Origin of the sequence: Qipengyuania marisflavi (genome assembly GCF_005884405.1) — a bacterium.
Classification (GTDB): domain Bacteria; phylum Pseudomonadota; class Alphaproteobacteria; order Sphingomonadales; family Sphingomonadaceae; genus Qipengyuania; species Qipengyuania marisflavi.
The window spans coordinates 294,266-316,923 of sequence record NZ_VCAO01000002.1 but is presented as its reverse complement, the minus strand read 5'-3'; the positions used below and the strand labels follow the sequence as shown (position 1 = coordinate 316,923).

Genomic DNA, 22,658 nt, shown 5'->3' with positions numbered 1-22,658 from the left:
TCAGAAGAACGTCGGCGGAGGGGGCAGGACCTCATAAATATAGACCATCAGGACGACGATTCGGTCGTCCACCGTGGGTGTGGTGGCCGTCATGCTGCCGAACAGCCCGGTCACCGCATCAATGCCCGGCAGGCTCGCCAGATCAATCTTGGGTAGGTTCATAAATATTGCTCCCTCATGCGGCGGATCTGCAGAATTGCGATCCGCCGGGCGGGCTAGCTGCCGTGCACAGCGCACGGTTTGAAATTAAAACATTGTAATGCGCGCAAAGCGGGCGCTATCGGCGCGGACCATGGACGCCCCCGCATCACCTCCTGCCGCAAAGTTCGATCCGGCGGCGGCGACGCCGTTTTTCACCAGCCGTGGGCATGCCGGGTGGCTGGGCCTGCAATATTCCGATCACGGCGATGACTGGGTGGAGCTGGAACTTCCGTGGCGCGAGGATCTGCTGGGAGAATCGGCCCAGCAAGTTCTCGCATCGGGTCCGATCCTGAGCCTGATGGACATGGCGAGCGGGCTGGCGATCTGGAAGGCGATGGACGATTTCCGCGCCATCGCCACGCTGGATTTACGCGTGGATTATGTCCGCCCGGCGCGGGTGAAAGCCTCGGTTTTCGGGCGCGCGCAATGTTACCGACTGACCCGCAGCGCAGCCTTTGTGCGCGGGCTGGCTCATGATGGCGATGGCGATGATCCGGTCGCGCATATCCAAGCGGTCTTTATGAAAATCGCAGTCGATCCCAGAAAGCCGCATGGTGACTGAACACTCCGACATCGAAGCACTGACACCCTATGCCCGTTCGCTCGGCATCGCGCTGGAGCGGTGGGAGGACGGCACACCCGTGTTCTCCATCGGTTTCTCTGACATTATCGAAGGGCGCCCCGCCCATATGCATGGCGGCGCGACCGGCGGTTTGCTGGAGACGGCAGGCTACGCTGTGCTGCGCGCCGAGCTTGACCGGATCGGGCGCGTGGCCTCGCTCAAGCCGATCAATATCACTGTGCAATATCTCGCCGCCGGACGCGAGCTGACCAGCTACGCGCGCGGGCGGATTACCAAGCTTGGCCGCCGCAGCGCGAACATCACGGTGGAGGCGTGGCAGGATGATCCCGCACGGCCCATCGCCACGGCGGTAATGAATGTGATGATGGTGACCGAAAATCAGTAACCGATAGGGTCGGCAAACTCGGCCTCTTCCATAGCGCGGTCGAATTGCCGCTCCCGCTGGGCTTCCTCGCGGCGGATCTGTTCGGCCACGCGTCTGCGGGTGCGCTCGATCTCTTCGGAGGTGACCCGCACGCCTTCGCGGCCCATCACGATCTCTACCGGAATGCCCTCGATCTCGGTCGACAGGATCGTTTCGCCATCGCGGATACGCAGGCGTGAATTGCCATTGCCCAGCGGAATGTCGTCGAGATCGGGCACATCAAGCGGCTCGACCGGGCCGCCCGGATCGCTCTTTTCGCGCGGTGCGGGCTGCGATGGTGCGGCCTTTACATTCATCGCCCGGTTCATGAAATCGCGCCACATCTTGGCGGGCAGACCGCCGCCGGAAATCCCGTCGAGCGGTGAGTTGTCGTCATTGCCGATCCACACCCCTACCACCAGATCGCCTGCGTAGCCGACAAACAGAGCATCGCGATTGTCCTGCGTGGTGCCGGTCTTGCCGAAGTTTGGCCCCTTGAGCATCGCAGCGCGCCCGGTGCCATCATTGATGGCCTTGCGTAGCATCTGCTCCATCCCGCGAAGCGTCGATGACGAGAAGCTGGAAGGGCCATCCCACAGCCTTTCCCACCACGACTTTTCGGGCACGGCAAACGCTCGCGGCGCAACCGGATAGGCATTGGCGGCCAGCGCGGCATAAGCGCTGGTCAGTTCAATCAGTGTCATAGTGCTGCTGCCCAGTGCCAGACTGGGATCACCCTTTGCCAGTGACGATGCCACGCCAAGATCGCGTGCGGTTTCGATGACCCGCGCACTGCCCACCTCGCCAAACAAGCGCACAGCTGCGACATTGCTCGACTGGGCGAAGGCTTCTTCCAGCGTCAGGCTCTCGGAATATCTGTCGCGCGAATTTTTGGGGCGATAGCTGCCTTCGGTAAACGCGGTGTTGGCGATGCGGTCTTCCGGGTCCCACCCTTCACGCAAGGCGGCCAGATAGACGAACAGCTTGAAGGTCGATCCCGGCTGCCGCCGCGCCTGGCTGGCGCGGTTGAAGGTCGATTTGGCATAGTCGCGCCCGCCGATCATCGCCACCACTTCGCCATTGCTCCGCATCGCGACCAGCGCCACTTGCGCGCTGCCCAGCCCCGCATTCGCAGTGACCTTGCGCGCGATCCCCTGCAACCGGCTGTCCAGCGTGGTTGTCAGCGTCTGCCGCTCATACCCGCCCTGCGCCAGCGCGCGCGCCTGCGGCAGTGCCCAGTCGGCAAAATAGGTGCCGGTCGGCAAATCATTGCGAGTGCGTACATCAAGCGCGGGCGGGCGTATTTTCCGCGCCTCCGCTTCGGTCAGATAGCCAGCCGCGACCATCGATTGCACCACCAGCCGCATCCGTTTCTCAGCGCGGTCGTAATGCTTGGTGGGGGCATAGCTGGATGGCGCCTGCAGCAACCCGGCCAGCATCGCGACCTGATCGACCCGCAGCTTTTCCGGCTGGCGATAGAAATAGTGCAGGCTGGCGGCGCGCAGCCCGTACACATTGTCGCCGAAATAGGCGTTGGACAGATAGCGTTCGAGAATTTCATCCTTCGTCAGCCAGCTCTCCAGCCAGAAGGCGATCAGCGCCTCACGCGCCTTGCGGCTGAGCGTCTGGTCGGCGGTCAGGAAGGTGAACTTGGCCAGTTGCTGCGTAATGGTCGAACCGCCCTGCATCCGCCCGCCAGTAACCCGCGCCCAGGCCGCCCGGCCCAGCCCGCGCGGATCGATACCCCAATGGTCGTAAAACCGCCGATCCTCAATCGCCAGAAACGCCTGCACAACATGCGGCGGCAGTTTGGAGACATCGACCGGCTCGTCAGTAATCGCCCCATTGCGCGCAATCGGCGTACCATCGGCGGCGAGCAGAGTGACCTGCGGTGCGGCAATCGGTTCAAGCGATTTGTTCAGCGGTGCAGTGATCGCCAGCCATGCGACAATCGCGATGAACAACGCAAGGACGCCCGCCACGATCCGCCCGGCCCACCACCGCTTCCGGCGGCCACGGTAATGTGCGGGCTGCCACCAATGCGAAGGACGCCGTTCCTCGACCGCCAACGTCCGGTCGACGCTCTCCAGACGGTCGTCCCAATCATCCCAATCGGGCGCACCAGCTACGCGATCATCAAGCGCGTAATATCCGCGATGCGGCACAGGCTCGGCATCGGGGCCCGCTTTGCGGCGAAAGAGGTCAAACACGCCCATGGCCTACTGTGTTAAACGAACAACACAGCGATGCATAGAGCCTATCCCTTGCCCACAACGCTCTCGGGCAATTCGGTGCCGAAGACGCGCTGGTAATATTCGGCCACCAGCATCCGCTCTGCCTCGTCACACTTGTTGAGGAACGAGAGACGGAACGCGAAGCCAACATCCTTGAAAATGGCGAGATTCTCCGCCCAAGTGATCACTGTCCGCGGACTCATCACGGTGGAGATATCGCCGTTTATGAAGCCTTGGCGCGTCAGATCGGCAACCTTGACCATATCGGCCAATACCTTGGGATCGGCATCAGGGGTTTTCGATGCGACGATCTGTTCCTCAACTTCGCCGGGCAGGTAATTCAGGGCAACCACGATGTTCCAGCGGTCCATCTGCCCCTGATTGATCGCCTGCGTGCCATGATACAGCCCGCTGGTATCGCCCAGCCCAACCGTGTTGGCAGTGGCAAACAGGCGGAAATGAGCATCGGGACGGATGACGCGGTTCTGGTCGAGCAGAGTCAGCTTGCCCTGCTGTTCCAGCACGCGCTGGATCACGAACATCACGTCGGGGCGTCCGGCGTCATATTCGTCGAACACCAGTGCCACGGGATGCTGCAACGCCCACGGCAGCAATCCTTCACGGAATTCAGTGACCTGCAGACCGTCGCGCAGCACGATGGCGTCACGTCCGACCAGATCGATGCGGCTGATGTGCGCATCCAGATTGATACGGATGCAGGGCCAGTTCAGCCGCGCCGCAACCTGTTCGATATGCGTGGATTTACCCGTGCCGTGATAACCCTGCACCATGACGCGGCGATCATGCGCAAAACCGGCCAGTATCGCCAGCGTGGTGTCCGGATCGAACACGTAGCTTTCATCCAGATCGGGCACGCGCTGGTCCGCCCTGGAAAATGCGGGCACCTGCCAGTCGATATCGATCCCGAAAATATCGCGAACGTCAACGGTTGTGTCGGGGGCTGCCAGCACGGTTCCGGCGGCATTATCGATAGGTTTGTCGGTCATCTCGTTCATTGCACAGGTCGGTTAGGGATTTATGCGAAGCGCGCCAACCCTATATTGGACGTTATGGCGCGAATCGATCCGGTAGAAATTCTCCGTGGCAAGATAGTCGGCGGCGTTCGCGCGGCCTTCAACGAAGGCAATCACGACGCGCAGCCGCGCCCACCCTCGGATGACGCATTGTTTGCCAAGGACAGCCCGATCCGGCTGGTCCATGCCGACGTCGTGGCGATGATGGTGGGCGGAATGCGCGGGCTGTTCCTGCAAATGCTGCATCCCCATGCGTTGCAGGGCGTGCTCGATTTTTCGAACTTTCGCGAAGATATGCACGGGAGGCTGAGCCGGACCGCCCATTTCATAACCGACACCACATTTGCACATCGCGATGTGGCGATGGCGGCGATTGAGCGGGTCAACCGCATCCATAAATCTGTGGGCGGAACCCTGCCCGACGGATCGCGCTATTCTGCAACGGATCCGCGCACGCTGGCCTGGGTCCATGTGGCCGAATCGACCAGCTTTCTTTCGGCCTATCTGCGCCATGTCCGCCCCGATATGCCGGGCGGCGACCAGGACGAATATTACGCGCAGTTTGCGCAGATTGCGCGCGCACTGGGTGCCGACCCGGTGCCCGTAAACCGGCGCGAGGCGGAGGCTATCTTCCACGACCTGCGCGATGATCTGCGCACCAGCCCCGAAGCGCGCGAGGTGGCGCAATTTGTTGTGTCGGCCAAGCCAGAGGGCGCGCCGCCTGCGGTTCAGGCCGTGCTGGCGACAGAGGCAGTGGCGTTGCTCCCGCCGTTTGCCCGGTCAATGCTGGGACTGGAACGGCCCGGCCTGTCAGGCATTCCGGCACGCGCGGTGACATGGGGCATGGGCAAGACGCTGCGCTGGGCATTCCGGCAGAATTAACCGATCTTTTCGGGCAGCTCGAAAATATCGGTGAAACGCAGTGCCAGCACTCGGTCGCCCTCGATGACCAGCCCGGCGTCCTGCTCCAATGCGGCTGGCGGCACATTGCCATAGATCAGCGCCGCCAGCACCGGAGCCGCAGGAACGCGCAGGACAGCCTCCATCCCGGTAATCTGGTCGCGCCGATTGGTCAGTACGCCATCCTTTAGTTCGGCCACGAAAGTCTCTCCGCCAATCTCGAACCCGATCCGCGCAGTGATCCCCGCCGCCTTGGCCCGATCGAACATCGTCCGCAGCGAAATCATCAGCGATACTGGCGAGAGCGGCAATGTCGGATCATGCCGATGTGACAACGCGGCCCAGCGTCCCAATTCCTGAATTGCGGGCTCTGCCTGCAACCCCCACTCGGTCAGCTCATATATCTGCACCGCGCCGGGTGACGGCAGTCTGCGCCGGTTGAGCACGCCCGCCTGCTCCATGCTCGCCAGCCGCTCGGTCAGGATTTTTGCGCTGATCCCCGGCAGGCTGGTTCGCAGATCGGAAAACCGCCGCCCACCCAACAGCAATTCGCGGATGATCAGCATCGACCACCGCTCGCCCACCAGCTCCATCGCGAACGCCGTGCCGCAAGCGTCGTCATACCACTTGCCATGCGCGCGCTCGGTGGCCTTAGTTACTTTAGGTGACTTCATAGTTGCTTTTTGTAACGCAATCGCTCAATCTTGGCAAATGGCGAGTCGCAAAAGAGTGCTCGCGCAGATGGCTTGGAGAGACGGTATGTATGTAAACGGATTCATCGCTGCTGTGCCTGAAGGCAATAAGGACGCCTATCGCGACACTGCCGAAAAGTTCTGGGAATTGGTCAAGGAATATGGCGCGCTGAGCCAGGTCGAATGCTGGGAGGCTAATGTTCCCGATGGCCACACCACCGATTTTCGCCGCGCCGTGAAGGCTGATAACGGCGAGAAAATCGTCTTCAGCTGGGTCACCTGGCCCGACCGCGCCACCGCCGATGCGGGCGAGCAGAAAATGATGAGCGACCCGCGCATGGAAGATTTTGGCGAAATGCCATTCGATGGCAAGCGCATGATCTTTGGCGGTTTCGAACCAATTGTCGAAAAGCACGCATGAACGCCGCCGCGTGTGCAACCCTTGCTGCAACTGACACCCTCGTATGTCCGGCAGCAATCGCCGCATAGAGGAGACCTGAAACATGGCTGACTATACCTTTTTCACCAATCCGATGAGCCGCGGCCAGATTGCGCGCTGGGCATTGCACGAGGCGGGCGCGGATTATGATACCGAGCTGGTCGACTGGCAGGAGAAGCCCGGAGCACTGCTGGATGCCAATCCGATGGGCAAGGTGCCCACGCTGGTCCACCATCACGGCAGCCATGTGCACGTCATCACTGAAGCCGCCGCGATCTGCGCCTATCTGGCCGAGGTTAGCGCGCCTGATTTACTGCCAACTGTCGAGGAGCGCGCGTCATATCTGCGCTGGATGTTCTTCGCCGCCGGGCCGGTTGAACAGGCGGTCACTGCCAAGGCGATGGGCTGGGATGTGCCCGACGGCAAGGAATCGATGGCCGGTTTCGGGACCTATGACCGCACCGTCGAAACGCTGGCATCGGTCTTGTCGGGCCGCGATTTCATCTGCGGCGACCGTTTCACCATGGCCGATGTCTATGTTGGCAGCCAGGTGGATTGGGGGCTGATGTTCCAGTCCCTCCCCGCAGACGACGCATTCAAGACCTATGCCGAGCGGCTACGCGTGCGGCCCAAATATCGCGAGGCCAAGGCGATTGACCAGAAACTGATCGACGAGGCGCAGGCCAATGGCTGATAAAATTGCACCCTGCCTGTGGTTCGACGGCAATGCCGAAGAAGCGATGCGCTTCTACGCCGGTATTTTTCCGGATTCCTCGATCGACAAAGTGAACCCCTCACCATCGGATTGGCCCGGCGGCAAAGCTGGCGGCACCATTACTGTCGAAGCAACGATTTTGGGCGCACCATATCTCGCGCTCAATGGCGGACCCGATCAGCCGTTTACCGATGCGGTATCGTTTCAAATTTATACCGACGATCAAGCCGAGACGGATCGTTACTGGAATGCGCTGCTGGAGGGCGGCGGGGAGCCGATGGCATGCAGCTGGCTGTCCGACCGCTACGGCGTCCGCTGGCAGATTGTCCCGCGCGCTTTAATGGACGGGTTGCGGCACGAAGACGCGGAAGTCCGTTCACGCGTTTTTGCCGCGATGTCGCAGATGATCAAGATCGACCATGACGCGATCGAGGCAGCAATCGAGGGCGCTTCCTGATGCACGAACTGTCCGTAAGCCGCTTTATCGCTGCGCCTACCGCAAAAGTCTGGGACGTGATGGCCAACCGTCAGACCGAATGGTGGTGCCCCGCCCCGTGGCGCGTGGAAATCGCAGTGCAGGAACGTCGGGCTGGCGGTCGCAGCGTGATGACGATGCACGGCCCCGATGGCGAGATGATGCCCAATGAGGGGATTTTTCTGGCTTGGGACGAGGGGCGCCGCTTTGTCACCACCGATGCCGTAACCGGCGATTTCGAACCGAGTGGCCCGTTCATGATTGGCATATGGGAAATCGCACCCGAGGGTGACGGGACCCGGTACACCGCCAGCGCGCGTCACTGGACTGAAGAAGCATGCGAGCAGCACAAGGCAATGGGCTTCGAACAGGGTTGGACCGCCTGTGCCGAGCAATTGGCGGCGCTGTGCGAAGCGGGGTAATCAGGCGAAGACGCGGCTTTTCCTGAGCAATTGATACGCCTCGACCACGCGGGTCAGGCGCGTTTCGTGCTGGCGATCGCCGCCATTGCGGTCGGGGTGATAGCGGCGGACCAGCTCTGAATACCGCTTGCGCAGCCCGTGCCGGTCGATTTCCAAGCCCAGCCCCATCACGTCGAGCGCGGCGGCCTCCTCGCGGCTGAACCGGCCATCCATCGCCATCTCAGCCTCGCGCCGGGCGCGGCTCTTGATGCCATTGGCGCGGGCAGAAATCGCCTCCAGCGGGTCGGCATAGTCCGCCCAGCGGGGCATTCCGTCCACGCCCGCCATCGGGTTGAAGCTGGGGCTTTCTGTGCGCCACCCCGCGCTGGGCGCCTGCGCGGCATAGATTTCTTCGGCGCTCATTCCATCGAACCAGTCATAGCCGGCGTTGAATTCGCGCACATGGTCAAGGCAGAACCAGCGCCAGTCACCCGGCCCGTCGAAACTGCTGCCGCGTGATCCGGGCGCGCGGAATTCGCCCAATTCGCGGCACGTCGGGTGCTCGCAGACGCGCCCCGCCTTTTCGTATCTGCCGTGAAACCTTGCGCCGCGCATTCGCGTTAGGATGGGGAGCCAAAGCGCGTTAGTGAACCCCCTGAAGGAGATTTGTTATGACCAGCCCCGTTCAACAGGAAATGGAGCAGCTGTTGCAAGACGCCTTCACCCCCACCCGGCTCGAGGTAATAAACGACAGCGCCAAGCATCACGGGCATTCGGGTGACGACGGCAGCGGCGCATCGCATTTCACCGTGGTGATCGAAGCGCCTGCTTTTGCCGACAAGTCCCGCCTCGAACGCCAACGCATGGTCAACCGCGCGCTAGGTGATATTCCCGGCGAGCGGGTCCACGCGCTGGCAATCCAGGCTTCGGCCCCGACGCCGTGAACATCTTCGAGCAGACGCTGACGCCAGTCACCCACAACTTCGGCCAGTTTCAGGTGCGGCGGGTGCTCCCCGCCCGTTCACGTAGCATGGTGGGGCCGTTTATCTTTGTCGATCAGTTCGGTCCGGCGCAGCTTGATTTGGGCAGCGGGATGGATGTCCGCCCGCATCCGCATATCAATTTGGCGACAGTCACATGGCTGTTCGAAGGCGCTATCGAGCACCGTGACAGTCTGGGCAGCTTTGCCACCATCCAGCCCGGTCAGGTCAATCTGATGACCGCAGGGCGCGGGATCGTCCATTCGGAACGCTCGCCCGCCGACGAGCGTGCTGCGGGACCGAAGCTTTACGGCATGCAAACGTGGCTTGCCCTGCCCGATGGCCGCGAGGAGATTGATCCGGCGTTCGAGGCGGTGACAAATCTGCCAGTGATCGAGGACGGTGTTGCGCGCGCCATCGTTATCATGGGCGAGCTGTGGGGCGAGAAAGCGGCGACGACCACGCATTCGGGCACGATCTATGCCGAAATCGCTCTGGCTCCCGGAGGCTTGATTCCCATCGAGATCGAAGCAGACGAGCGGGCACTGATGCTGGTGGGCGGCGAGGCACAGGTCGATGGCCATCCTCTGAAACTGTACGAGCTGTCAGTGCTGGCCCCTGATCGCGAGATGACGCTCTCTTCCGCACCGGGCGCGCGGGTCATGTTTATGGGCGGCGAGGCCTTTGCGACCAAGCGACACGCATGGTGGAATTTCGTCAGCTCCAGCCGCGAGCGTATCCAGCAGGCGAAGGAAGACTGGCGCGAGGGTCGCTTTCCGGATGTGCCGGGCGACACTGAAGAACGCATCCCGCTGCCGGATGGCGCACCCAACACCGCTACCTATCCCTGATGGAGACCCCGATGAGCTTTGCCGACAAGACCGCCTGGATCACCGGCGCAAGCAGCGGCATCGGTGCCGCACTGGCGCGCGAATGGGCGAGCCGCGGGGCGAACATTGTGCTGTCAGGGCGCGATGAGGCACGGCTGGCAGAGGTCGCTGACAGCTTGCCCACCGAAACGCTGGTGCTGCCCTTCGACGTGCGCGACGAAGCGGCAATGCATAATGCCACGGTGCAGGCCACCGCTTGGCGGAGCGGTATCGATATCTTTGTGGCCAATGCCGGGATTTCGCAGCGCAGCCCGGCTGTCGACACGGCAATGGCCGTCTATCGCCAGATCATCGAGATCGACCTGACCGCGCAGATCGCCGCCGCACAGGCGCTGCTGCCGCATATGACTGCGCGCGGCAGCGGGCGGCTGCTGTTCATCTCGTCCATCGCGGGCAAGGTCGGCGTGCCGATGCGCACAGCCTATTGCGCGGCCAAGCACGGCCTGATCGGCTATGCCGATGCCTTGCGCGCCGAGCTTTCGCAGAGTGGGATTGCGGTCCATGTCGTCTGCCCCGGATCGGTTGCGACCGATGTCAGCCGCAATGCGCTGAATGCCGACGGATCGGTGCGCGGACGCAGCGACAAGATTATCGACAACGGCATCCCCCCCGCAGAGGCCGCACGCATCATCGTGGACGCAGTAGCGGCGGAAGAGCGCGAGATCATCGTGGCGCGCGGCGTAGAAGAGGCCATGGGCGAAGCGCGCCGGACGCCCGAGGCTTTGCTTGACCAGATCGCCGGTATGGTCGCGGCAGGCTATATGGAAAAAATGCAGGCGGACAGCTGAGCACAGTGGAACAGACGCGCATCACACTGGCCAATGGTATCGCGCTGGATGTGGCCGATTGCGGTCCTCGTGATGCGCCTGCGCTGATCTTCCTGCATGGTTTTCCCGAAAATCACCGCACATGGCGTCATCAGATCGCGCATTTTTCGGACCGTTTCCGCTGCATCGCTCCCGACCAGCGCGGTTATCGCGGATCGTCCAAGCCGCCGCTGGTCGAGGATTACACGCCTGACAAACTGATTGGTGACATCTTCCTGCTGGCCGATGCGTTGGGGATCGCAGATTTCACCATCATCGGCCACGATTGGGGCGGCGCCATCGCCTGGGGCGTCGCGTTGGGAGGGCAGATGACCGGGCGTGTCAGCCGTGTAGTCATTGCCGATGCCCCGCACCCGGCGCTGTTTCAGAAACTGCTCTACACCAATCCGGTCCAGCGTATGGCGAGCCAGTATATGCGCGCGTTTCGCGATCCGGCCCATGATGCCAATCTACGCGAGGAGGGTCTGGAACCGTTCCTGCGCCGCGAGATCAATTGGGGTGCAGCCGACCGGATGGAGCCTGACGAACGCGCCCTGCTGATGCAGGACTGGCAAGATGGCGAGGCCGCGATAGCGATGCTGAACTGGTATCGCGCCAGCACTCTGGACATACCCCTGCCCAATGCGACTTACCATGCGCCTGAGCATTGGACGCCGCCAACATTGCCGCAATTGACCATTCCAGCACTGGTGCTGTGGGGACAGGATGATCTTGCCCTTCCGCCGGTCAATCTGGCCGGTCTGGATGCCATCATCGACGAACTGTCAGTTGTTGAAGTGCCCGAATGCGGCCACTTTATACCGTGGGAAGCGCCCGAATCCGTGAATGCAGCGATGGACGAATTCTTGCAGCGAACGGTTTAGCCCGACCACTTTATCCACGCGCCATGCGGGTGCGCGGTGGCAACGCGGCGGCGCATTTCACCGCCCGGCCAATAGCTGATCGTCAGTTCGTGCCGATGTGTATCGCGGTTCGCCTCCAGCGAAACCCATGCCAGCGGCGCATCATCAGTGGCCTGCGCGCCCGCCCGCTCGATCAGATCGGTCATCCGATCACGCTCTTTAGGCGGGAGATATTGCCAGACGACCGAATGCATCACCACGCGGGTCACCCCGCGTGTGGCGGGCCGCTTGAGCACATCTGCAAGAAAGGCGCTGGCGGTAAGCTTGGCAATCGCCGGTGGGTAGCGTTTAGCCACCGCAATTGCTGCATCCATCCGTGCAAAGCGTTCGGTAAATTCGGGCCAGATGTACGCCTTCAGCCGCGTCGCCTGCGCGGGATCGGAGATGTCTATCGGCGCAATATCGCACCCTTCTGCAGAGCGAATGGTGATCTTGCGATCCGGCGGTTGCGGGCCTCGCCATCCTGGCGTCAGATGGACCCCTGACTTCGCACTTCCCAGTGTGATCCCGTCCAGATCATAGCGATAATGCTGCATCAGCAGGTTGAGACCCGCACTGGCCCCCACTTCGTACAGCGCGAAATCGGCGGGCAGTCCTTGGCCCGCCAACCACAACAGCGACACTGCGAAATTCGCAGAGCGTCCTGCCTCATTGGTTTGCGGCGGCCCGTCCAGCCACTGCAGCAGGAATGCCTCATGCAGTTCGATAGCATCCGCCACCAGATCAACCGCGTTAGCCGGGGCATCACCGCGATAAATCGCGCCAAGCGCCGGAGCCTTGCCTGAAAGATGCAGCGCATGGACACCGCCAGCCAGCCGCAGCGGTACTGCATCCGACAGTGCCGGACCTGTCCATTGGCGCACGCGGTCCATCACCTTGCCGCCACGCTGCGTATCGATCAGCGCGCCAATCGCGTCGCAAATCAATGCGGTAATCCCGGCATCATTGTCGCGGCAATAGGCAACCTGGTTCTCAAAAGCGCGGCGCACAGCGTCCAGACCGGTGGCATCGAGATCGGCCACTACATATTTTGCCCCGCTGATCGCCATTGCCCTTTGTCCCCCTGCTGCCTATCTGCGCCAACCATGCCTGCCAGCCTGACCTTCGCCATTCCCAAGGGCCGCATCCTCGACGAGGCGCTGCCGGTGATGGCGCGTGCCGGAATCGATCCTGAGGCCGCGTTTCACGACAAGGCCAACCGCTCGCTCACATTTACCACAACGCGCGAAGACATGCGGTTGATCCGCGTGCGCGCATTCGATGTGGCCACATTTGTTGCGCATGGTGCAGCGCAGCTGGGCATCGTCGGGTCCGACGTCATCGCAGAATTTGACTACGCCGATCTTTATGCCCCTGTCGATCTCGACATTGGCCACTGCCATCTGGCCGTTGCCGAACCGCGGGACGGGACCAGTGCATCGGGCCGCGCCAGCCATCTGCGCGTCGCGACCAAATATCCCAACATCACGCGCCGCCATTTCGAGGCGCGCGGGGTCCAGGCCGAATGTGTGAAGCTGAACGGCGCGATGGAGATTGCCCCGGCGCTGGGTCTGGCAGGGCGGATTGTCGATCTGGTGTCCAGCGGACAGACATTGCGCGACAATGGGCTGGTAGAAACGCAGCACATCATGGACATTTCTGCGCGGCTGATCGTCAACCGCGTCGCGCTGAAAACCGACCGCCGGATTGCCGCGCTGGTCGAGGCTTTTCGCACCGAGCGCCAGCAGGCGGCCGCCGCGTGATGCAGATGCTGCGCACCACGGATGCGGATTTTGAAGCGAAGTTCACCCGGATCGTTCGCGACCGCCGGGAAAGCGACGCCAATGTCGGGCGCGATGTTACCGGGATCCTCAACGAAGTGCGCGAACGCGGTGACGCGGCGCTGGTGGAATACACCATGCGGTTTGACGAGCACCGCCTGACCGATGATGCCGATTGGCGCGTCCCTGCCGCTGACTGCAAGACCGCCTATGACGCGCTGGATAGCGATCTGCGCAAGGCGCTGCATCTCGCCGCTGACCGGATCCGTGCCTATCACGAGGCGCAGTTGCCGCAGGACCGCGACTATACCGATGCAGCTGGAATGCGGCTGGGCGCACGCTGGAACGCGGTTGATGCGGCGGGGCTGTATGTGCCCGGAGGCCGCGCGGCCTATCCTTCATCGCTGCTGATGAACGCGATTCCTGCAAAGGTCGCCGGGGTGGAGCGGCTGGTGGTCGCTACGCCTACACCGCGGGGGCAAACCAATGATCTGGTGCTGGCCGCCGCGCATATCGCGCAGGTGGATGAAATCTGGCGTGTCGGCGGGGCGCAGGCGATTGCTGCGCTGGCTTATGGCACCAAGCGGATCGGCAAGGTCGATGTCGTGACCGGACCCGGCAATGCCTGGGTCGCCGAGGCCAAGCGCCAGCTTTACGGCGTGGTCGGTATCGACATGGTTGCCGGACCGAGCGAAATTCTGGTGATCGCCGACAAGGATAACGATCCCGAATGGATCGCCGCCGATCTGCTTAGCCAGGCAGAACATGACCCGACCAGTCAGGCGATCCTGATCACCGATGATCTGACACTGGCGCGGATGGTTGCCGATACCATTGATCTGCAATTGATGACCCTGCCAACGGCCAAGACCGCGCGGGCCAGCTGGGACAATCACGGCGTGATCGTGCTGGTGGAAAGTCTTGATCAGGCGCCCGCCCTGTCAGACCGGCTGGCTGCTGAGCATGTCGAACTGGCAATTGCCGATCCGCAGGCAATGTTCGACCAGCTGCGCCATGCGGGCAGCGTATTCTTTGGCCGCCATACGCCAGAGGCCGTCGGGGATTACATCGCCGGCCCCAATCACGTCCTTCCTACCGGCCGCCGCGCACGATTTGCCAGCGGTCTTTCAGTGCTCGATTTCATGAAGCGCACCAGTTTTATAGACGCGTCCCAAGCGGCGCTTGCCGCCGTCGGACCCGCCGCCATTCGCCTTGCCGAGGCCGAGGGCCTGCCGGCCCATGCCCATTCGATTTCCGTGAGACTCAAGTGACCGATAAAAATAACAATCCGCGCTCGCAAGCCCGCTCCGCTGCCCGTCTGGCTGCGGTCCAGGCGCTATATCAGATGGATATGGAGGGCACCGCGCTGGCGCGGTTGCTCAACGAATTCCACCAGCACCGGCTGGGTGCGGAGATCGAGGACGTGTGGTTCGCCGATGCCGATGTCGATTTCTTCGATGACATCGTGGCCGGGGTCGATGCCCGCCGCGACGAGATTGACGAGAAGCTGGCCGCGCGGCTGGCTACCGGATGGACGCTGGCCCGGCTCGACAAGACCATGCTGCAGGTGCTGCGCGCCGGGACTTATGAACTCATCGCCCGCGCCGACGTGCCCAAAGGCGCCGCAATCAGCGAATATGTCGATGTCGCCAAGGCGTTCTTCGACGACCGCGAGGCCAAGTTTGCCAACGGCGTGCTCGACGCGGTAGCCAAGGATGCCGGGCGATAGGCGAAAGCGATTTCATCGCCGCGCTGAAAGCGTTGGCGAGCGATCCCGCTGCGCGCGGGCTGGACGATGATGCGGCGGTGCTGGAGCTGGGCAGCGAAACGCTGGTCCTGACGCATGATGTGCTGGTCGAGGGTGTCCACGTCCGCACTGACGAAGATGCGGCGGATGTCGCGTGGAAACTGGTCGCCGTAAATTTGTCGGATCTCGCTGCCAAGGGCGCACAGCCCATTGGCGTGTTGCTGGGCCATATGCTTGGCGAAGGCGATGCGCGGTTTATTAAAGGCCTGCGTGAGGTGCTGGAGGCGCATGACGTTCCGCTGCTCGGCGGCGATACCGTGCGCGGCAGTGGTCCGCGCAGCTGGGGCTGCACCGCCATAGGACGCGCCACGCACACGCCGGTGCCTGATCGCCGCAATGCGCGGGCAGGCGATGGGGTGTTCGTCACCGGCACGCTGGGCCGCGCAATGCTGGGCTTTGAAGCGGCCGACCGGGATAGCGATCACGCCCTGGCCTATCGCCGCCCCAGTCCGCTGATTGCCGAAGGGATCGCCCTGGCCCCCCATGTATCGGCCATGATGGACGTTTCTGACGGGCTGCTGCTCGATTGCTTTCGCATGGCGCAGGCGAGCGATATTTCGATCGATCTGGATAGCAGCCGGTTTCCCGTTGCCGACTCTGACATGCGTGACGAATGCGTGCGGTGGGGCGACGATTACGAGCTTCTGTTCACCCTGCCCCCGGAAACCCCCCTTCCCGTCCCGGCCACCCTAATTGGGAAAGTCGGTGGCGACGATCTGGCACCGCTTTGGGTCGATGGAGAGATGATTTTCCCCAAAGACGGGATCGGCTACCAGCACTGACACCCCCCCCGGCAGCCACAAACGCGGGCATTGGCGCGTTTTCGGGCCTTGTCAGCCCACGTCCGCGCTTTATACCGTCGCGCCATAAGCATCCGGTGCGTCCCGCGCTGGATAGCCGACAAACAATAAGCGGGAGGGGGATAAATTTCGTGAACCTAGTTTTGATATCCATTGTGCTGGGACTGGTAGCCATCGTCTATGGCTTTGTAACCAGCCGCCAGGTGCTCAGTAGCGGCACCGGCAACGACAAGATGCGAGAGATCGCAGGCGCCATTCAAGAGGGCGCACAGGCCTATCTGAAACGGCAATATGCCACCATCGGCATGGTCGGCGTGGTTGTCGCTGCCATCGTGTTCTTTTTCCTCGGACCTATTTCAGCAATCGGCTTTGTGATCGGCTCGATCCTGTCTGGTGTGGCGGGCTTTATCGGGATGAATATCTCGGTCCGCTCGAACGTCCGCACAGCTGCCGCCGCGCAAAGCGGTTTGCAACAGGGTCTGACGCTGGCGTTCCGCGCCGGGGCGATCACCGGCATGCTGGTGGCAGGCCTCGCCCTGCTGGCGATTGCCGTGTTCTTCTATTACCTCGTTGAAGTGGCCGGATACGCCGCGAATGACCGGACCGTGATCGACGCGCTGATTGCGCTGGCATTTGGCGCTTCGCTGATTTCGATCTTCGCGCGTCTGGGCGGCGGTATCTTTACCAAGGCCGCAGACGTGGGTGCCGATCTGGTCGGCAAGGTCGAGGCGGGTATTCCCGAAGATGACCCGCGCAACCCGGCCGTGATTGCCGACAATGTCGGTGACAATGTTGGCGACTGTGCCGGCATGGCCGCCGATCTGTTCGAAACCTACGTTGTAACTGTTGGTGCCACCATGGTGCTGACTGCATTGCTGCTCACCGGACTTGGCGATCTGCTGATTCCGATGATGGCGCTGCCGCTGCTGATTGGCGGCGTCTGCATCGTGACCAGCATCATTGGCACCTATTTCGTCAAGCTGGGCGGCGGTACCAATGTCATGGGCGCAATGTACAAGGGCTTCCTTGTCACCGCGATCCTGTCGGTTCCGGCAATCTTTGGCGCAATCTGGTTTGCCCTGAGCGGCGACATGACCACCGAAATGGGCGGAGCAAATCTGGCCAATGTCGACGCGGGTGCGTCACTTGCTGAAGAGGGGACCTCTTCGATCGCTGGCTTCACCGGCATGGATCTGTTCTGGTCATCGCTGGTCGGTCTGGTCCTGACGGGCCTGATCATCTGGATCACAGAGTATTACACGGGCACCAATTTCCGCCCAGTACGCTCGATCGCCAAGGCCAGTGAAACAGGCCACGGCACCAATGTGATCCAGGGTCTGGCGATCAGCCTTGAGTCGACCGCACTGCCGACTTTGGCCATCGTTGCCGGGATCATCATCTCGTTCCAGCTGGCTGGTTTGATGGGCATTGCCTATGCCGCCACCGCAATGCTGGCGCTGGCGGGTATGGTCGTAGCGCTCGATGCCTATGGCCCGGTGACGGACAATGCTGGCGGTATCGCCGAAATGGCGGGTCTGGATGATAGCGTTCGGGAAAAGACCGATGCGCTGGATGCTGTGGGCAACACCACCAAGGCGGTGACCAAGGGTTATGCAATCGGATCGGCCGGCCTTGCCGCGCTGGTGCTGTTTGCGGCCTATACCACCGATCTGGCGGAGTTCTTCCCAGGGCTGGATGTCGATTTCAGTCTTGAGAACCCCTACGTCATTGTCGGTCTGCTGCTTGGCGCATTGCTCCCGTACCTGTTCGGTTCGATGGGCATGACTGCGGTGGGCCGCGCGGCTGGCGATGTGGTGAAGGACGTTCGCGAACAGTTCGCGGGCGATTCCGGCATCATGGCTGGCACCAGCCGTCCCGATTATGCACGCACGGTCGATCTGGTGACCAAGGCAGCGATCAAGGAAATGATCATTCCGTCGCTGCTGCCGGTGCTCGCACCCATCGTGGTGTATTTCGCAATCACTGCGATTGCGGGTCAGGCAAATGGCTTTGCGGCACTGGGCGCTCTGCTCCTCGGCGTGATCGTCGGCGGGTTGTTCGTGGCGCTTTCCATGACCGCTGGCGGCGGTGCGTGGGACAATGCGAAGAAGTACATCGAAGACGGCAATCATGGCGGCAAGGGTTCCGAAGCCCACAAGGCTGCCGTTACCGGCGATACCGTTGGCGATCCTTACAAGGATACTGCGGGTCCCGCAGTGAATCCGATGATCAAGATCACCAACATCGTCGCACTGCTGCTGCTGGCAGCACTCGCGGCAGGCTGATCCTTCGATCAATTGTAACGCAGGGGCGGCGGCATCGAAGGGTGCCGCCGCCCTTCGTTAGTCGGGGCTTGTGACTCAGGCTTTCCAGCACGTTAAGCAATAATAAGCGGATTTCACGTAGGTCTCCCAGCTATCGAACCTCACATCGGCGCAACGGGTGGATCACGCAACGTGGCACAGATCGAAGAGCTGCTGGCCCGCAATTGGGCTGCCCCGCGCACTGGCGCGGCGCCTCTGCCGCTGTCCGACGGATTTCACGCATTGCCGTGGACCGAGATCGACCGTGCGGCGCTGATCCCGGCATGGGACGCGTTGGCCAGAACCGCCGCTGAGCCCAATCCCTTTTATGAACCGGGTTTCCTGATCCCCTCGCTTGAGCAATTCGATCCGGCGGGCAAAGTGCACCTCGCCATGCTGGTCGATGGCGGCAGGCTGACCGGTCTGATGCCCAGCTGGCGCGATCGCGATTACCACGGTCACCCGCTCCCCAATATAGCCGCCTGGCAGCACCCCAACGCCTTTTGCGGCGTGCCATTGGTCGCGCCTGGTCACGAAGGCCGGTTCTGGCGTGCCTATCTCGAGTGCGTTGACAGCAAGGCGGGCAAATCTCTGTTACTGCACCTCCCGCAAATGCCAGGCGACAGCAGCGTCACTGCCGCGCTGTTGCAGCTCTGCGAGGATAGCGGACGCAGCTGTCGGACAGTTCACCGTGAACAGCGCGCCCTGCTGCGAAGTGGCTTGGCCCCGGAAGAACATTTGACGTCAGCCATGAGCACGAAAAAGCGCAAGGAATTGCGCCGCCAGAGCAACCGGCTTGCGGACGAAGGCGAAGTGCGTTTCGAGCGCCGCCGTGACGAGTCTGGACTGACTGAGTGGTCAGCAGATTTCCTCGCCTTGGAACAGCGCGGATGGAAAGGTGCCAACGGCTCTGCACTGGCATGCGATCCGCGAACAGAGACGCTCTTTGTCACCACTCTCGCCAATGCCGCCGCAGCCGGGCGGCTTGAACGGCTGACGCTATGGTGCGCGGACCGACCGGTTGCGATGCTGGCCACCTTCCTCGCCGCGCCGGGTGCCTTTGCATTTAAGACCACATTCGACGAAGATTTCGCGCGATTTTCACCCGGGATGCTGCTGCAGGTGGAAAACCTCGCGCTGCTGGACGACCCGCGCATTGCCTGGTGCGATAGCTGCGCTGCCGCCGATCACCCGATGATTGAGCGTATCTGGCGTGACCGGCGCGAGATGGTAGGACTGTCGATTGCCATCGGCGGCAAACTTCGGCGCAGGCTTGGCGCCAGTCTTGCCGCAATTGAAGCGCACCGTGTGGAAAAGCGCGCGTGACGGCCCACGATCCCGCATTTTCGCGCCAGACCGCTGCCGCTGTCTTCCCCAAGGAAGCGCGCCGGGTGTTCGCAGACCGCTATCCCGAAATCCCGCATCTGCTACGCCACCGGCTCGACCGTGACGACCGGCTTACGCTTCCTGCTCTGGCGGAGCTGGCCGAACAGCTGCCCGCCACTGCCATCGAATACAATCGCGGCCAGCAGCCCATAGGCGTCGACGGCAAACCCGCACCAACCGGTCTGAGCATTGGCGAGACCATACGGCATATCGCCAGCAGCGACAGCTGGGCCGTGCTCAAGAATATCGAGCAGGTGCCCGCCTATCGCGTCTTGCTGATGAAGTTGCTCGAAGAATTGCGCCCTGTGATCGAGGCACGGACTGGCGAGATGCTGACCCCGCAAGGGTTCGTTTTCATCTCCAGTCCGATGGCGGTCACGCCGTATCACTTCGACCCCGAGCACAACATCCTGCTCCAGCTGTCTGGCAGCAAGACGATGACGCAATTCCCTGCGGGCGATCCACGCTTTGCGCCCGACAGCGTGCATGAAAGCTATCATCTGGGCGGTCCGCGCGAACTGGCATGGTCGGACAGGATGGCGCCGCGCGGCACCGAATTCAGGCTTGGCCGCCGTGATGCGCTGTATGTGCCCGTGATGGCCCCGCACTTTGTCCGCAACGGCCCCGTCAGTTCAATCTCGCTATCGATCACCTGGCGGTCCGACTGGAGCTATGCCGAAGCTGGGGCGCGCTGCTTCAACGGACTGGTGCGCCGCATCGGCGTGACCCCGCGCCCACCCGGTCGCTGGCCCGCCAGCAATAGCGCCAAATCGCTCGCTTTCCGGGCTTGGCGGCGCGTATTCGGGTCGCCGGGGCAAACGTGATAATCGGCAGCATGGAAGAATTCGCCGACTCGCGTGAGGGCGCGATAATCGACACGCTTGCTGCTCAGCTCGATCCGAAGCTGGCATTCCTGCGCGCCCGGTGGTTCTCCTCTGGCACTGACGCGATAAAGGTCGCGATTGCGCACGATCAGCTGGGCGTGCCGCTTGCGGCATTCCCGCTGGCCGATATGCGCAAAGGACCGTTCGCCCTGCGCCAGATTGGCGGCGGCTATTGGCCCCTTCGCAGCCTCCCTATCGCCTCCGATTGCCATATCAGCTCGCTGGCTGCGGCGATGGCTTGCCCCGACATGAAGCGCGTTCTTGGCAAGGTGTGGCGGCTTGGCCCGGTGGCTGCCGATGATCCGGCATTGGCGACCCTCATCCCTGCTGCCCGGCAGGCTGGGTGGCAAGCCCTCCACCGCTCGCTCGGAATGCTGTTCACGCTTAATCTGGCAGACCTCAACGCCTCGGGCGACTGGCCTTCCACCAAGACCAAGCGCAAGAACCGCTGGCGCAAGCGGCGGCTTGAGGAAGAAGGCGGCGCATTGCGAACCGAGTTCTTCACCGGCGCCGACTGGACCGCCGCTCACCGTGATGCGATGGCAGCGGTCGAGGCGTCAAGCTGGTTGGGCAAACGGCTCGATGGCGGCGACACCAAGTTTCGCGACCCGGTCCAGCGCCAGTTCTGGGAAGATTTGTGCGACGATCCGCAGCTCGCCAAGATGCTGTTCGGCAGCGTGCTGTGGCTGGGCGACACCCCCGCCGCCTTCACCTTCGGCGTCGCGGCGGGCGACACTCGGTACTATATCGCCAACAATTATGACGACCGCTTCACCAGCTTCGGCCCCGGCCGTGTGCTGCTTTACGATGACTTCGAACGCGCCGCACAGACCGGCACAGCGCAGGTCAATTGGGGCCTTGGTGATGCCGGATACAAAAGCGAGATGGGGGCGCAGACGGGGGCTGAACTGCACGACATTCTGTTCGTGCGCGGACGAGTGCTGGCCAGATTGCTCCGGCCCCTTTGGGATCGCGGCTGATGGCGCGCGTCGCATGGCCTGTACTCGCAGCGGCGGTGGCGCTGGTCGCCTTCCTGCTTGGCGTGATGGCGTATGAGCAGCTGGCGTTGGGCTGGCATTTCGCGCGTGAAGACGTGCCGGGGGACAGCGCCTATTTCTGGCTTCGCGGTGCAGTAAATGCAACGTTGAGTTTCGCGCTGGTCTGGAGCCTGAGCCGCACGGCTGCCAATAAACTACCACCATTGAGCCAGACCGTCATCACGCTCAGCTGGGCGGTCATGGCCGCCGCCGCCGCCGCACTGGCATTGCTGGCCGCCGATCCCGCGCTGTACCAATTGGTCGGCGCAGAGGATGGCGCGATCGAATGGCTCACCGCGCTGCTGCTGCTGCTGGCCAGCGTGGGGATGGCGCTCAAACTGCGCCAATCGCTGCGCACCGGCAAAGGCCCCTGGCGCAGGCTGCACATCATCGGCGCGGTGGGGTTTGCCGCGCTGTTTTTCCTGATGGCGGGCGAGGAAGTCAGCTGGTTCCAGCGCGTGGTCGGGTTCGACACGCCCGATGTGGTGGCGCAACGCAATTGGCAGGGGGAGTTCAACTTCCACAATTTCCAGACCGATCTCACCGAGCTGGCGCTGTACACCGGAACGGGTATATTCCTGATGCTGCTGCCGCTGGTGCGCGCGGCCTTGGGACATTGGCGGATCGTCGCACCGATCCGCAACCTGCTGCCCGATCACAGCGTGGCGGCACTGTCCGCACCGATGCTGATCTTCACTTACAGCCATTGGAACCTGCTCCCCGTTCGCTCCGCATTCTTCATCGGTCTGGCGGTCTGCCTGGCCTTTGCGCTGCTGGCGCGCCGCGATGGCAAGCCGGGTGAGGCGCGGTTGTGGACCGCGCTCACAATCTTTGTGGCGCTGGGCCAAATTCTCCACCTCGCGCTCGGCCACACGATGGTGGCGATGTATGACAGCTCTGAATATCGCGAGCTGTTCCTGGCGCTGGGCCTTGCCGCATATGGCTGGCAGCAATGGCGCAGCGCCCGCGCTTGACGCGCCCCGCCCGCGCCCGCACAGGCGGATC

The 22,658-nt window shown here is 62.4% G+C and carries 26 protein-coding genes; 20 read left to right on the top strand and 6 right to left on the bottom strand.

What is annotated here, in order from left to right:
- Positions 1-162 (bottom strand): hypothetical protein, encoded by a 162-nt coding sequence (locus FEV51_RS13125; RefSeq protein ID WP_171033053.1) that lies wholly within the window; start codon positions 160-162, stop codon positions 1-3.
- 130 nt (positions 163-292) lie between these two features.
- Between FEV51_RS13125 and FEV51_RS06080 the strand changes: the two genes are divergently transcribed.
- The gene (locus FEV51_RS06080; RefSeq protein ID WP_138617283.1) at positions 293-763 is read left to right on the top strand and encodes a PaaI family thioesterase; all 471 of its coding nucleotides are present in this window, start codon (positions 293-295) and stop codon (positions 761-763) included.
- The gene (locus FEV51_RS06075; protein ID WP_138616956.1) at positions 753-1,169 is read left to right on the top strand and encodes a PaaI family thioesterase; all 417 of its coding nucleotides are present in this window, start codon (positions 753-755) and stop codon (positions 1,167-1,169) included. The genes FEV51_RS06080 and FEV51_RS06075 overlap by 11 nt, the downstream gene beginning before the upstream one ends.
- Here FEV51_RS06075 and FEV51_RS06070 read toward each other — a convergent pair.
- Positions 1,163-3,403 carry a transglycosylase domain-containing protein gene (locus FEV51_RS06070; protein ID WP_138616954.1) on the bottom strand — a complete coding sequence of 747 codons (2,241 nt, stop codon included), beginning with the start codon at positions 3,401-3,403 and terminating at the stop codon, positions 1,163-1,165. The genes FEV51_RS06075 and FEV51_RS06070 overlap by 7 nt on opposite strands.
- Positions 3,404-3,444: 41 nt before the next feature.
- A complete protein-coding gene (gene cobS / locus FEV51_RS06065; protein ID WP_138616952.1) occupies positions 3,445-4,437 on the bottom strand; it encodes a cobaltochelatase subunit CobS in 993 nt (330 codons plus the stop codon).
- Between the two features lie 54 nt (positions 4,438-4,491).
- Between cobS and FEV51_RS06060 the strand changes: the two genes are divergently transcribed.
- Positions 4,492-5,337, top strand: coding sequence for an oxygenase MpaB family protein (locus FEV51_RS06060; protein ID WP_138616950.1), 846 nt, complete (start codon positions 4,492-4,494; stop codon positions 5,335-5,337).
- Here the strand turns inward: FEV51_RS06060 and FEV51_RS06055 are convergent.
- Positions 5,334-6,029: a winged helix-turn-helix transcriptional regulator gene (locus FEV51_RS06055; RefSeq protein WP_138616948.1), complete on the bottom strand. Its 696-nt coding sequence runs from the start codon at positions 6,027-6,029 to the stop codon at positions 5,334-5,336. The genes FEV51_RS06060 and FEV51_RS06055 overlap by 4 nt on opposite strands.
- Positions 6,030-6,114: 85 nt before the next feature.
- Between FEV51_RS06055 and FEV51_RS06050 the strand changes: the two genes are divergently transcribed.
- The 4 genes from FEV51_RS06050 (at position 6,115) to FEV51_RS06035 (ending at position 8,098) form a co-directional block, all read left to right on the top strand.
- On the top strand, positions 6,115-6,468 hold the full coding sequence (locus FEV51_RS06050) for a DUF1428 domain-containing protein (RefSeq protein WP_138616946.1): 354 nt from the start codon (positions 6,115-6,117) through the stop codon (positions 6,466-6,468).
- 82 nt (positions 6,469-6,550) lie between these two features.
- Positions 6,551-7,180, top strand: a complete 630-nt coding sequence (locus tag FEV51_RS06045; protein WP_138616944.1) for a glutathione S-transferase family protein — start codon at positions 6,551-6,553, stop codon at positions 7,178-7,180.
- Positions 7,173-7,658, top strand: a complete 486-nt coding sequence (locus FEV51_RS06040) for a VOC family protein (RefSeq protein WP_138616942.1) — start codon at positions 7,173-7,175, stop codon at positions 7,656-7,658. Before FEV51_RS06045 ends, FEV51_RS06040 begins: the two co-directional genes overlap by 8 nt.
- Positions 7,658-8,098, top strand: a complete 441-nt coding sequence (locus FEV51_RS06035; protein WP_138616940.1) for an SRPBCC family protein — start codon at positions 7,658-7,660, stop codon at positions 8,096-8,098. Before FEV51_RS06040 ends, FEV51_RS06035 begins: the two co-directional genes overlap by 1 nt.
- Here FEV51_RS06035 and FEV51_RS06030 read toward each other — a convergent pair whose 3' ends face one another.
- Positions 8,099-8,692 carry a J domain-containing protein gene (locus FEV51_RS06030; RefSeq protein ID WP_138616938.1) on the bottom strand — a complete coding sequence of 198 codons (594 nt, stop codon included), beginning with the start codon at positions 8,690-8,692 and terminating at the stop codon, positions 8,099-8,101. It abuts the gene before it with no gap.
- A 56-nt stretch (positions 8,693-8,748) separates the two neighbouring features.
- Here FEV51_RS06030 and FEV51_RS06025 point away from each other — a divergent pair, with 56 nt between their 5' ends.
- The 4 genes from FEV51_RS06025 to FEV51_RS06010 are packed head-to-tail and all read left to right on the top strand — an operon-like array spanning position 8,749 to position 11,637.
- Positions 8,749-9,021: a BolA family protein gene (locus tag FEV51_RS06025; protein ID WP_138616936.1), complete on the top strand. Its 273-nt coding sequence runs from the start codon at positions 8,749-8,751 to the stop codon at positions 9,019-9,021.
- Positions 9,018-9,908, top strand: coding sequence for a pirin family protein (locus FEV51_RS06020; RefSeq protein ID WP_138616934.1), 891 nt, complete (start codon positions 9,018-9,020; stop codon positions 9,906-9,908). The genes FEV51_RS06025 and FEV51_RS06020 overlap by 4 nt, the downstream gene beginning before the upstream one ends.
- Before the next feature lie 11 nt (positions 9,909-9,919).
- Positions 9,920-10,735, top strand: coding sequence for an SDR family NAD(P)-dependent oxidoreductase (locus tag FEV51_RS06015; RefSeq protein WP_138616932.1), 816 nt, complete (start codon positions 9,920-9,922; stop codon positions 10,733-10,735).
- Between the two features lie 5 nt (positions 10,736-10,740).
- Complete coding sequence (locus FEV51_RS06010) at positions 10,741-11,637, top strand: alpha/beta fold hydrolase (protein ID WP_138616930.1); 897 nt, start codon at positions 10,741-10,743, stop codon at positions 11,635-11,637.
- Here the strand turns inward: FEV51_RS06010 and FEV51_RS06005 are convergent.
- Positions 11,634-12,725 carry a DUF2332 domain-containing protein gene (locus FEV51_RS06005; protein WP_138616928.1) on the bottom strand — a complete coding sequence of 364 codons (1,092 nt, stop codon included), beginning with the start codon at positions 12,723-12,725 and terminating at the stop codon, positions 11,634-11,636. The genes FEV51_RS06010 and FEV51_RS06005 overlap by 4 nt on opposite strands.
- Before the next feature lie 36 nt (positions 12,726-12,761).
- Here FEV51_RS06005 and hisG point away from each other — a divergent pair, with 36 nt between their 5' ends.
- The 9 genes from hisG to FEV51_RS05960 all read left to right on the top strand — a co-directional run bounded on the left by hisG (position 12,762) and on the right by FEV51_RS05960 (position 22,627).
- Positions 12,762-13,418, top strand: coding sequence for an ATP phosphoribosyltransferase (hisG, locus tag FEV51_RS06000; protein ID WP_138616926.1), 657 nt, complete (start codon positions 12,762-12,764; stop codon positions 13,416-13,418).
- Positions 13,418-14,707, top strand: coding sequence for a histidinol dehydrogenase (gene hisD / locus FEV51_RS05995; protein WP_138617281.1), 1,290 nt, complete (start codon positions 13,418-13,420; stop codon positions 14,705-14,707). Before hisG ends, hisD begins: the two co-directional genes overlap by 1 nt.
- Positions 14,704-15,165 (top strand): transcription antitermination factor NusB, encoded by a 462-nt coding sequence (gene nusB / locus FEV51_RS05990; RefSeq protein WP_138616924.1) that lies wholly within the window; start codon positions 14,704-14,706, stop codon positions 15,163-15,165. Before hisD ends, nusB begins: the two co-directional genes overlap by 4 nt.
- A complete protein-coding gene (gene thiL / locus FEV51_RS05985; RefSeq protein ID WP_138616922.1) occupies positions 15,162-16,025 on the top strand; it encodes a thiamine-phosphate kinase in 864 nt (287 codons plus the stop codon). Before nusB ends, thiL begins: the two co-directional genes overlap by 4 nt.
- Before the next feature lie 149 nt (positions 16,026-16,174).
- Positions 16,175-18,328, top strand: coding sequence for a sodium-translocating pyrophosphatase (locus FEV51_RS05980; protein ID WP_138616920.1), 2,154 nt, complete (start codon positions 16,175-16,177; stop codon positions 18,326-18,328).
- Positions 18,329-18,499: 171 nt separating this feature from the next.
- Entirely contained in the window at positions 18,500-19,672 is a 1,173-nt protein-coding gene (locus tag FEV51_RS05975) for a GNAT family N-acetyltransferase (protein WP_246034462.1), read from the top strand.
- Complete coding sequence (locus FEV51_RS05970) at positions 19,669-20,556, top strand: transcriptional regulator (protein WP_138616918.1); 888 nt, start codon at positions 19,669-19,671, stop codon at positions 20,554-20,556. The genes FEV51_RS05975 and FEV51_RS05970 overlap by 4 nt, the downstream gene beginning before the upstream one ends.
- A gap of 11 nt (positions 20,557-20,567) precedes the next feature.
- The gene (locus FEV51_RS05965) at positions 20,568-21,596 is read left to right on the top strand and encodes a GNAT family N-acetyltransferase (RefSeq protein ID WP_138616916.1); all 1,029 of its coding nucleotides are present in this window, start codon (positions 20,568-20,570) and stop codon (positions 21,594-21,596) included.
- Positions 21,596-22,627, top strand: a complete 1,032-nt coding sequence (locus FEV51_RS05960; RefSeq protein ID WP_138616914.1) for a hypothetical protein — start codon at positions 21,596-21,598, stop codon at positions 22,625-22,627. Before FEV51_RS05965 ends, FEV51_RS05960 begins: the two co-directional genes overlap by 1 nt.
- The last annotated feature ends 31 nt before the right edge of the window (positions 22,628-22,658 follow it).

Excerpts from the sequence above, each read along its gene's own strand:
- FEV51_RS05965 (WP_138616916.1), top strand. The coding sequence starts at position 20,568 with ATGGAAGAATTCGCCGACTCGCGTGAGGGCGCGATAATCGACACGCTT.
- FEV51_RS06030 (WP_138616938.1), bottom strand. The coding sequence starts at position 8,692 with ATGCGCGGCGCAAGGTTTCACGGCAGATACGAAAAGGCGGGGCGCGTC.
- FEV51_RS06075 (WP_138616956.1), top strand. The coding sequence starts at position 753 with ATGGTGACTGAACACTCCGACATCGAAGCACTGACACCCTATGCCCGT.
- FEV51_RS06045 (WP_138616944.1), top strand. The coding sequence starts at position 6,551 with ATGGCTGACTATACCTTTTTCACCAATCCGATGAGCCGCGGCCAGATT.
- FEV51_RS06055 (WP_138616948.1), bottom strand. The coding sequence starts at position 6,029 with ATGAAGTCACCTAAAGTAACTAAGGCCACCGAGCGCGCGCATGGCAAG.
- FEV51_RS06070 (WP_138616954.1), bottom strand. The coding sequence starts at position 3,403 with ATGGGCGTGTTTGACCTCTTTCGCCGCAAAGCGGGCCCCGATGCCGAG.
- cobS (WP_138616952.1), bottom strand. The coding sequence starts at position 4,437 with ATGAACGAGATGACCGACAAACCTATCGATAATGCCGCCGGAACCGTG.
- hisG (WP_138616926.1), top strand. The coding sequence starts at position 12,762 with ATGCCTGCCAGCCTGACCTTCGCCATTCCCAAGGGCCGCATCCTCGAC.
- hisD (WP_138617281.1), top strand. The coding sequence starts at position 13,418 with ATGCAGATGCTGCGCACCACGGATGCGGATTTTGAAGCGAAGTTCACC.
- FEV51_RS06060 (WP_138616950.1), top strand. The coding sequence starts at position 4,492 with ATGGCGCGAATCGATCCGGTAGAAATTCTCCGTGGCAAGATAGTCGGC.
- FEV51_RS06035 (WP_138616940.1), top strand. The coding sequence starts at position 7,658 with ATGCACGAACTGTCCGTAAGCCGCTTTATCGCTGCGCCTACCGCAAAA.
- FEV51_RS06025 (WP_138616936.1), top strand. The coding sequence starts at position 8,749 with ATGACCAGCCCCGTTCAACAGGAAATGGAGCAGCTGTTGCAAGACGCC.
- FEV51_RS06050 (WP_138616946.1), top strand. The coding sequence starts at position 6,115 with ATGTATGTAAACGGATTCATCGCTGCTGTGCCTGAAGGCAATAAGGAC.
- FEV51_RS05960 (WP_138616914.1), top strand. The coding sequence starts at position 21,596 with ATGGCGCGCGTCGCATGGCCTGTACTCGCAGCGGCGGTGGCGCTGGTC.
- FEV51_RS06005 (WP_138616928.1), bottom strand. The coding sequence starts at position 12,725 with ATGGCGATCAGCGGGGCAAAATATGTAGTGGCCGATCTCGATGCCACC.
- FEV51_RS06080 (WP_138617283.1), top strand. The coding sequence starts at position 293 with ATGGACGCCCCCGCATCACCTCCTGCCGCAAAGTTCGATCCGGCGGCG.
- FEV51_RS13125 (WP_171033053.1), bottom strand. The coding sequence starts at position 162 with ATGAACCTACCCAAGATTGATCTGGCGAGCCTGCCGGGCATTGATGCG.
- FEV51_RS06040 (WP_138616942.1), top strand. The coding sequence starts at position 7,173 with ATGGCTGATAAAATTGCACCCTGCCTGTGGTTCGACGGCAATGCCGAA.
- FEV51_RS06015 (WP_138616932.1), top strand. The coding sequence starts at position 9,920 with ATGAGCTTTGCCGACAAGACCGCCTGGATCACCGGCGCAAGCAGCGGC.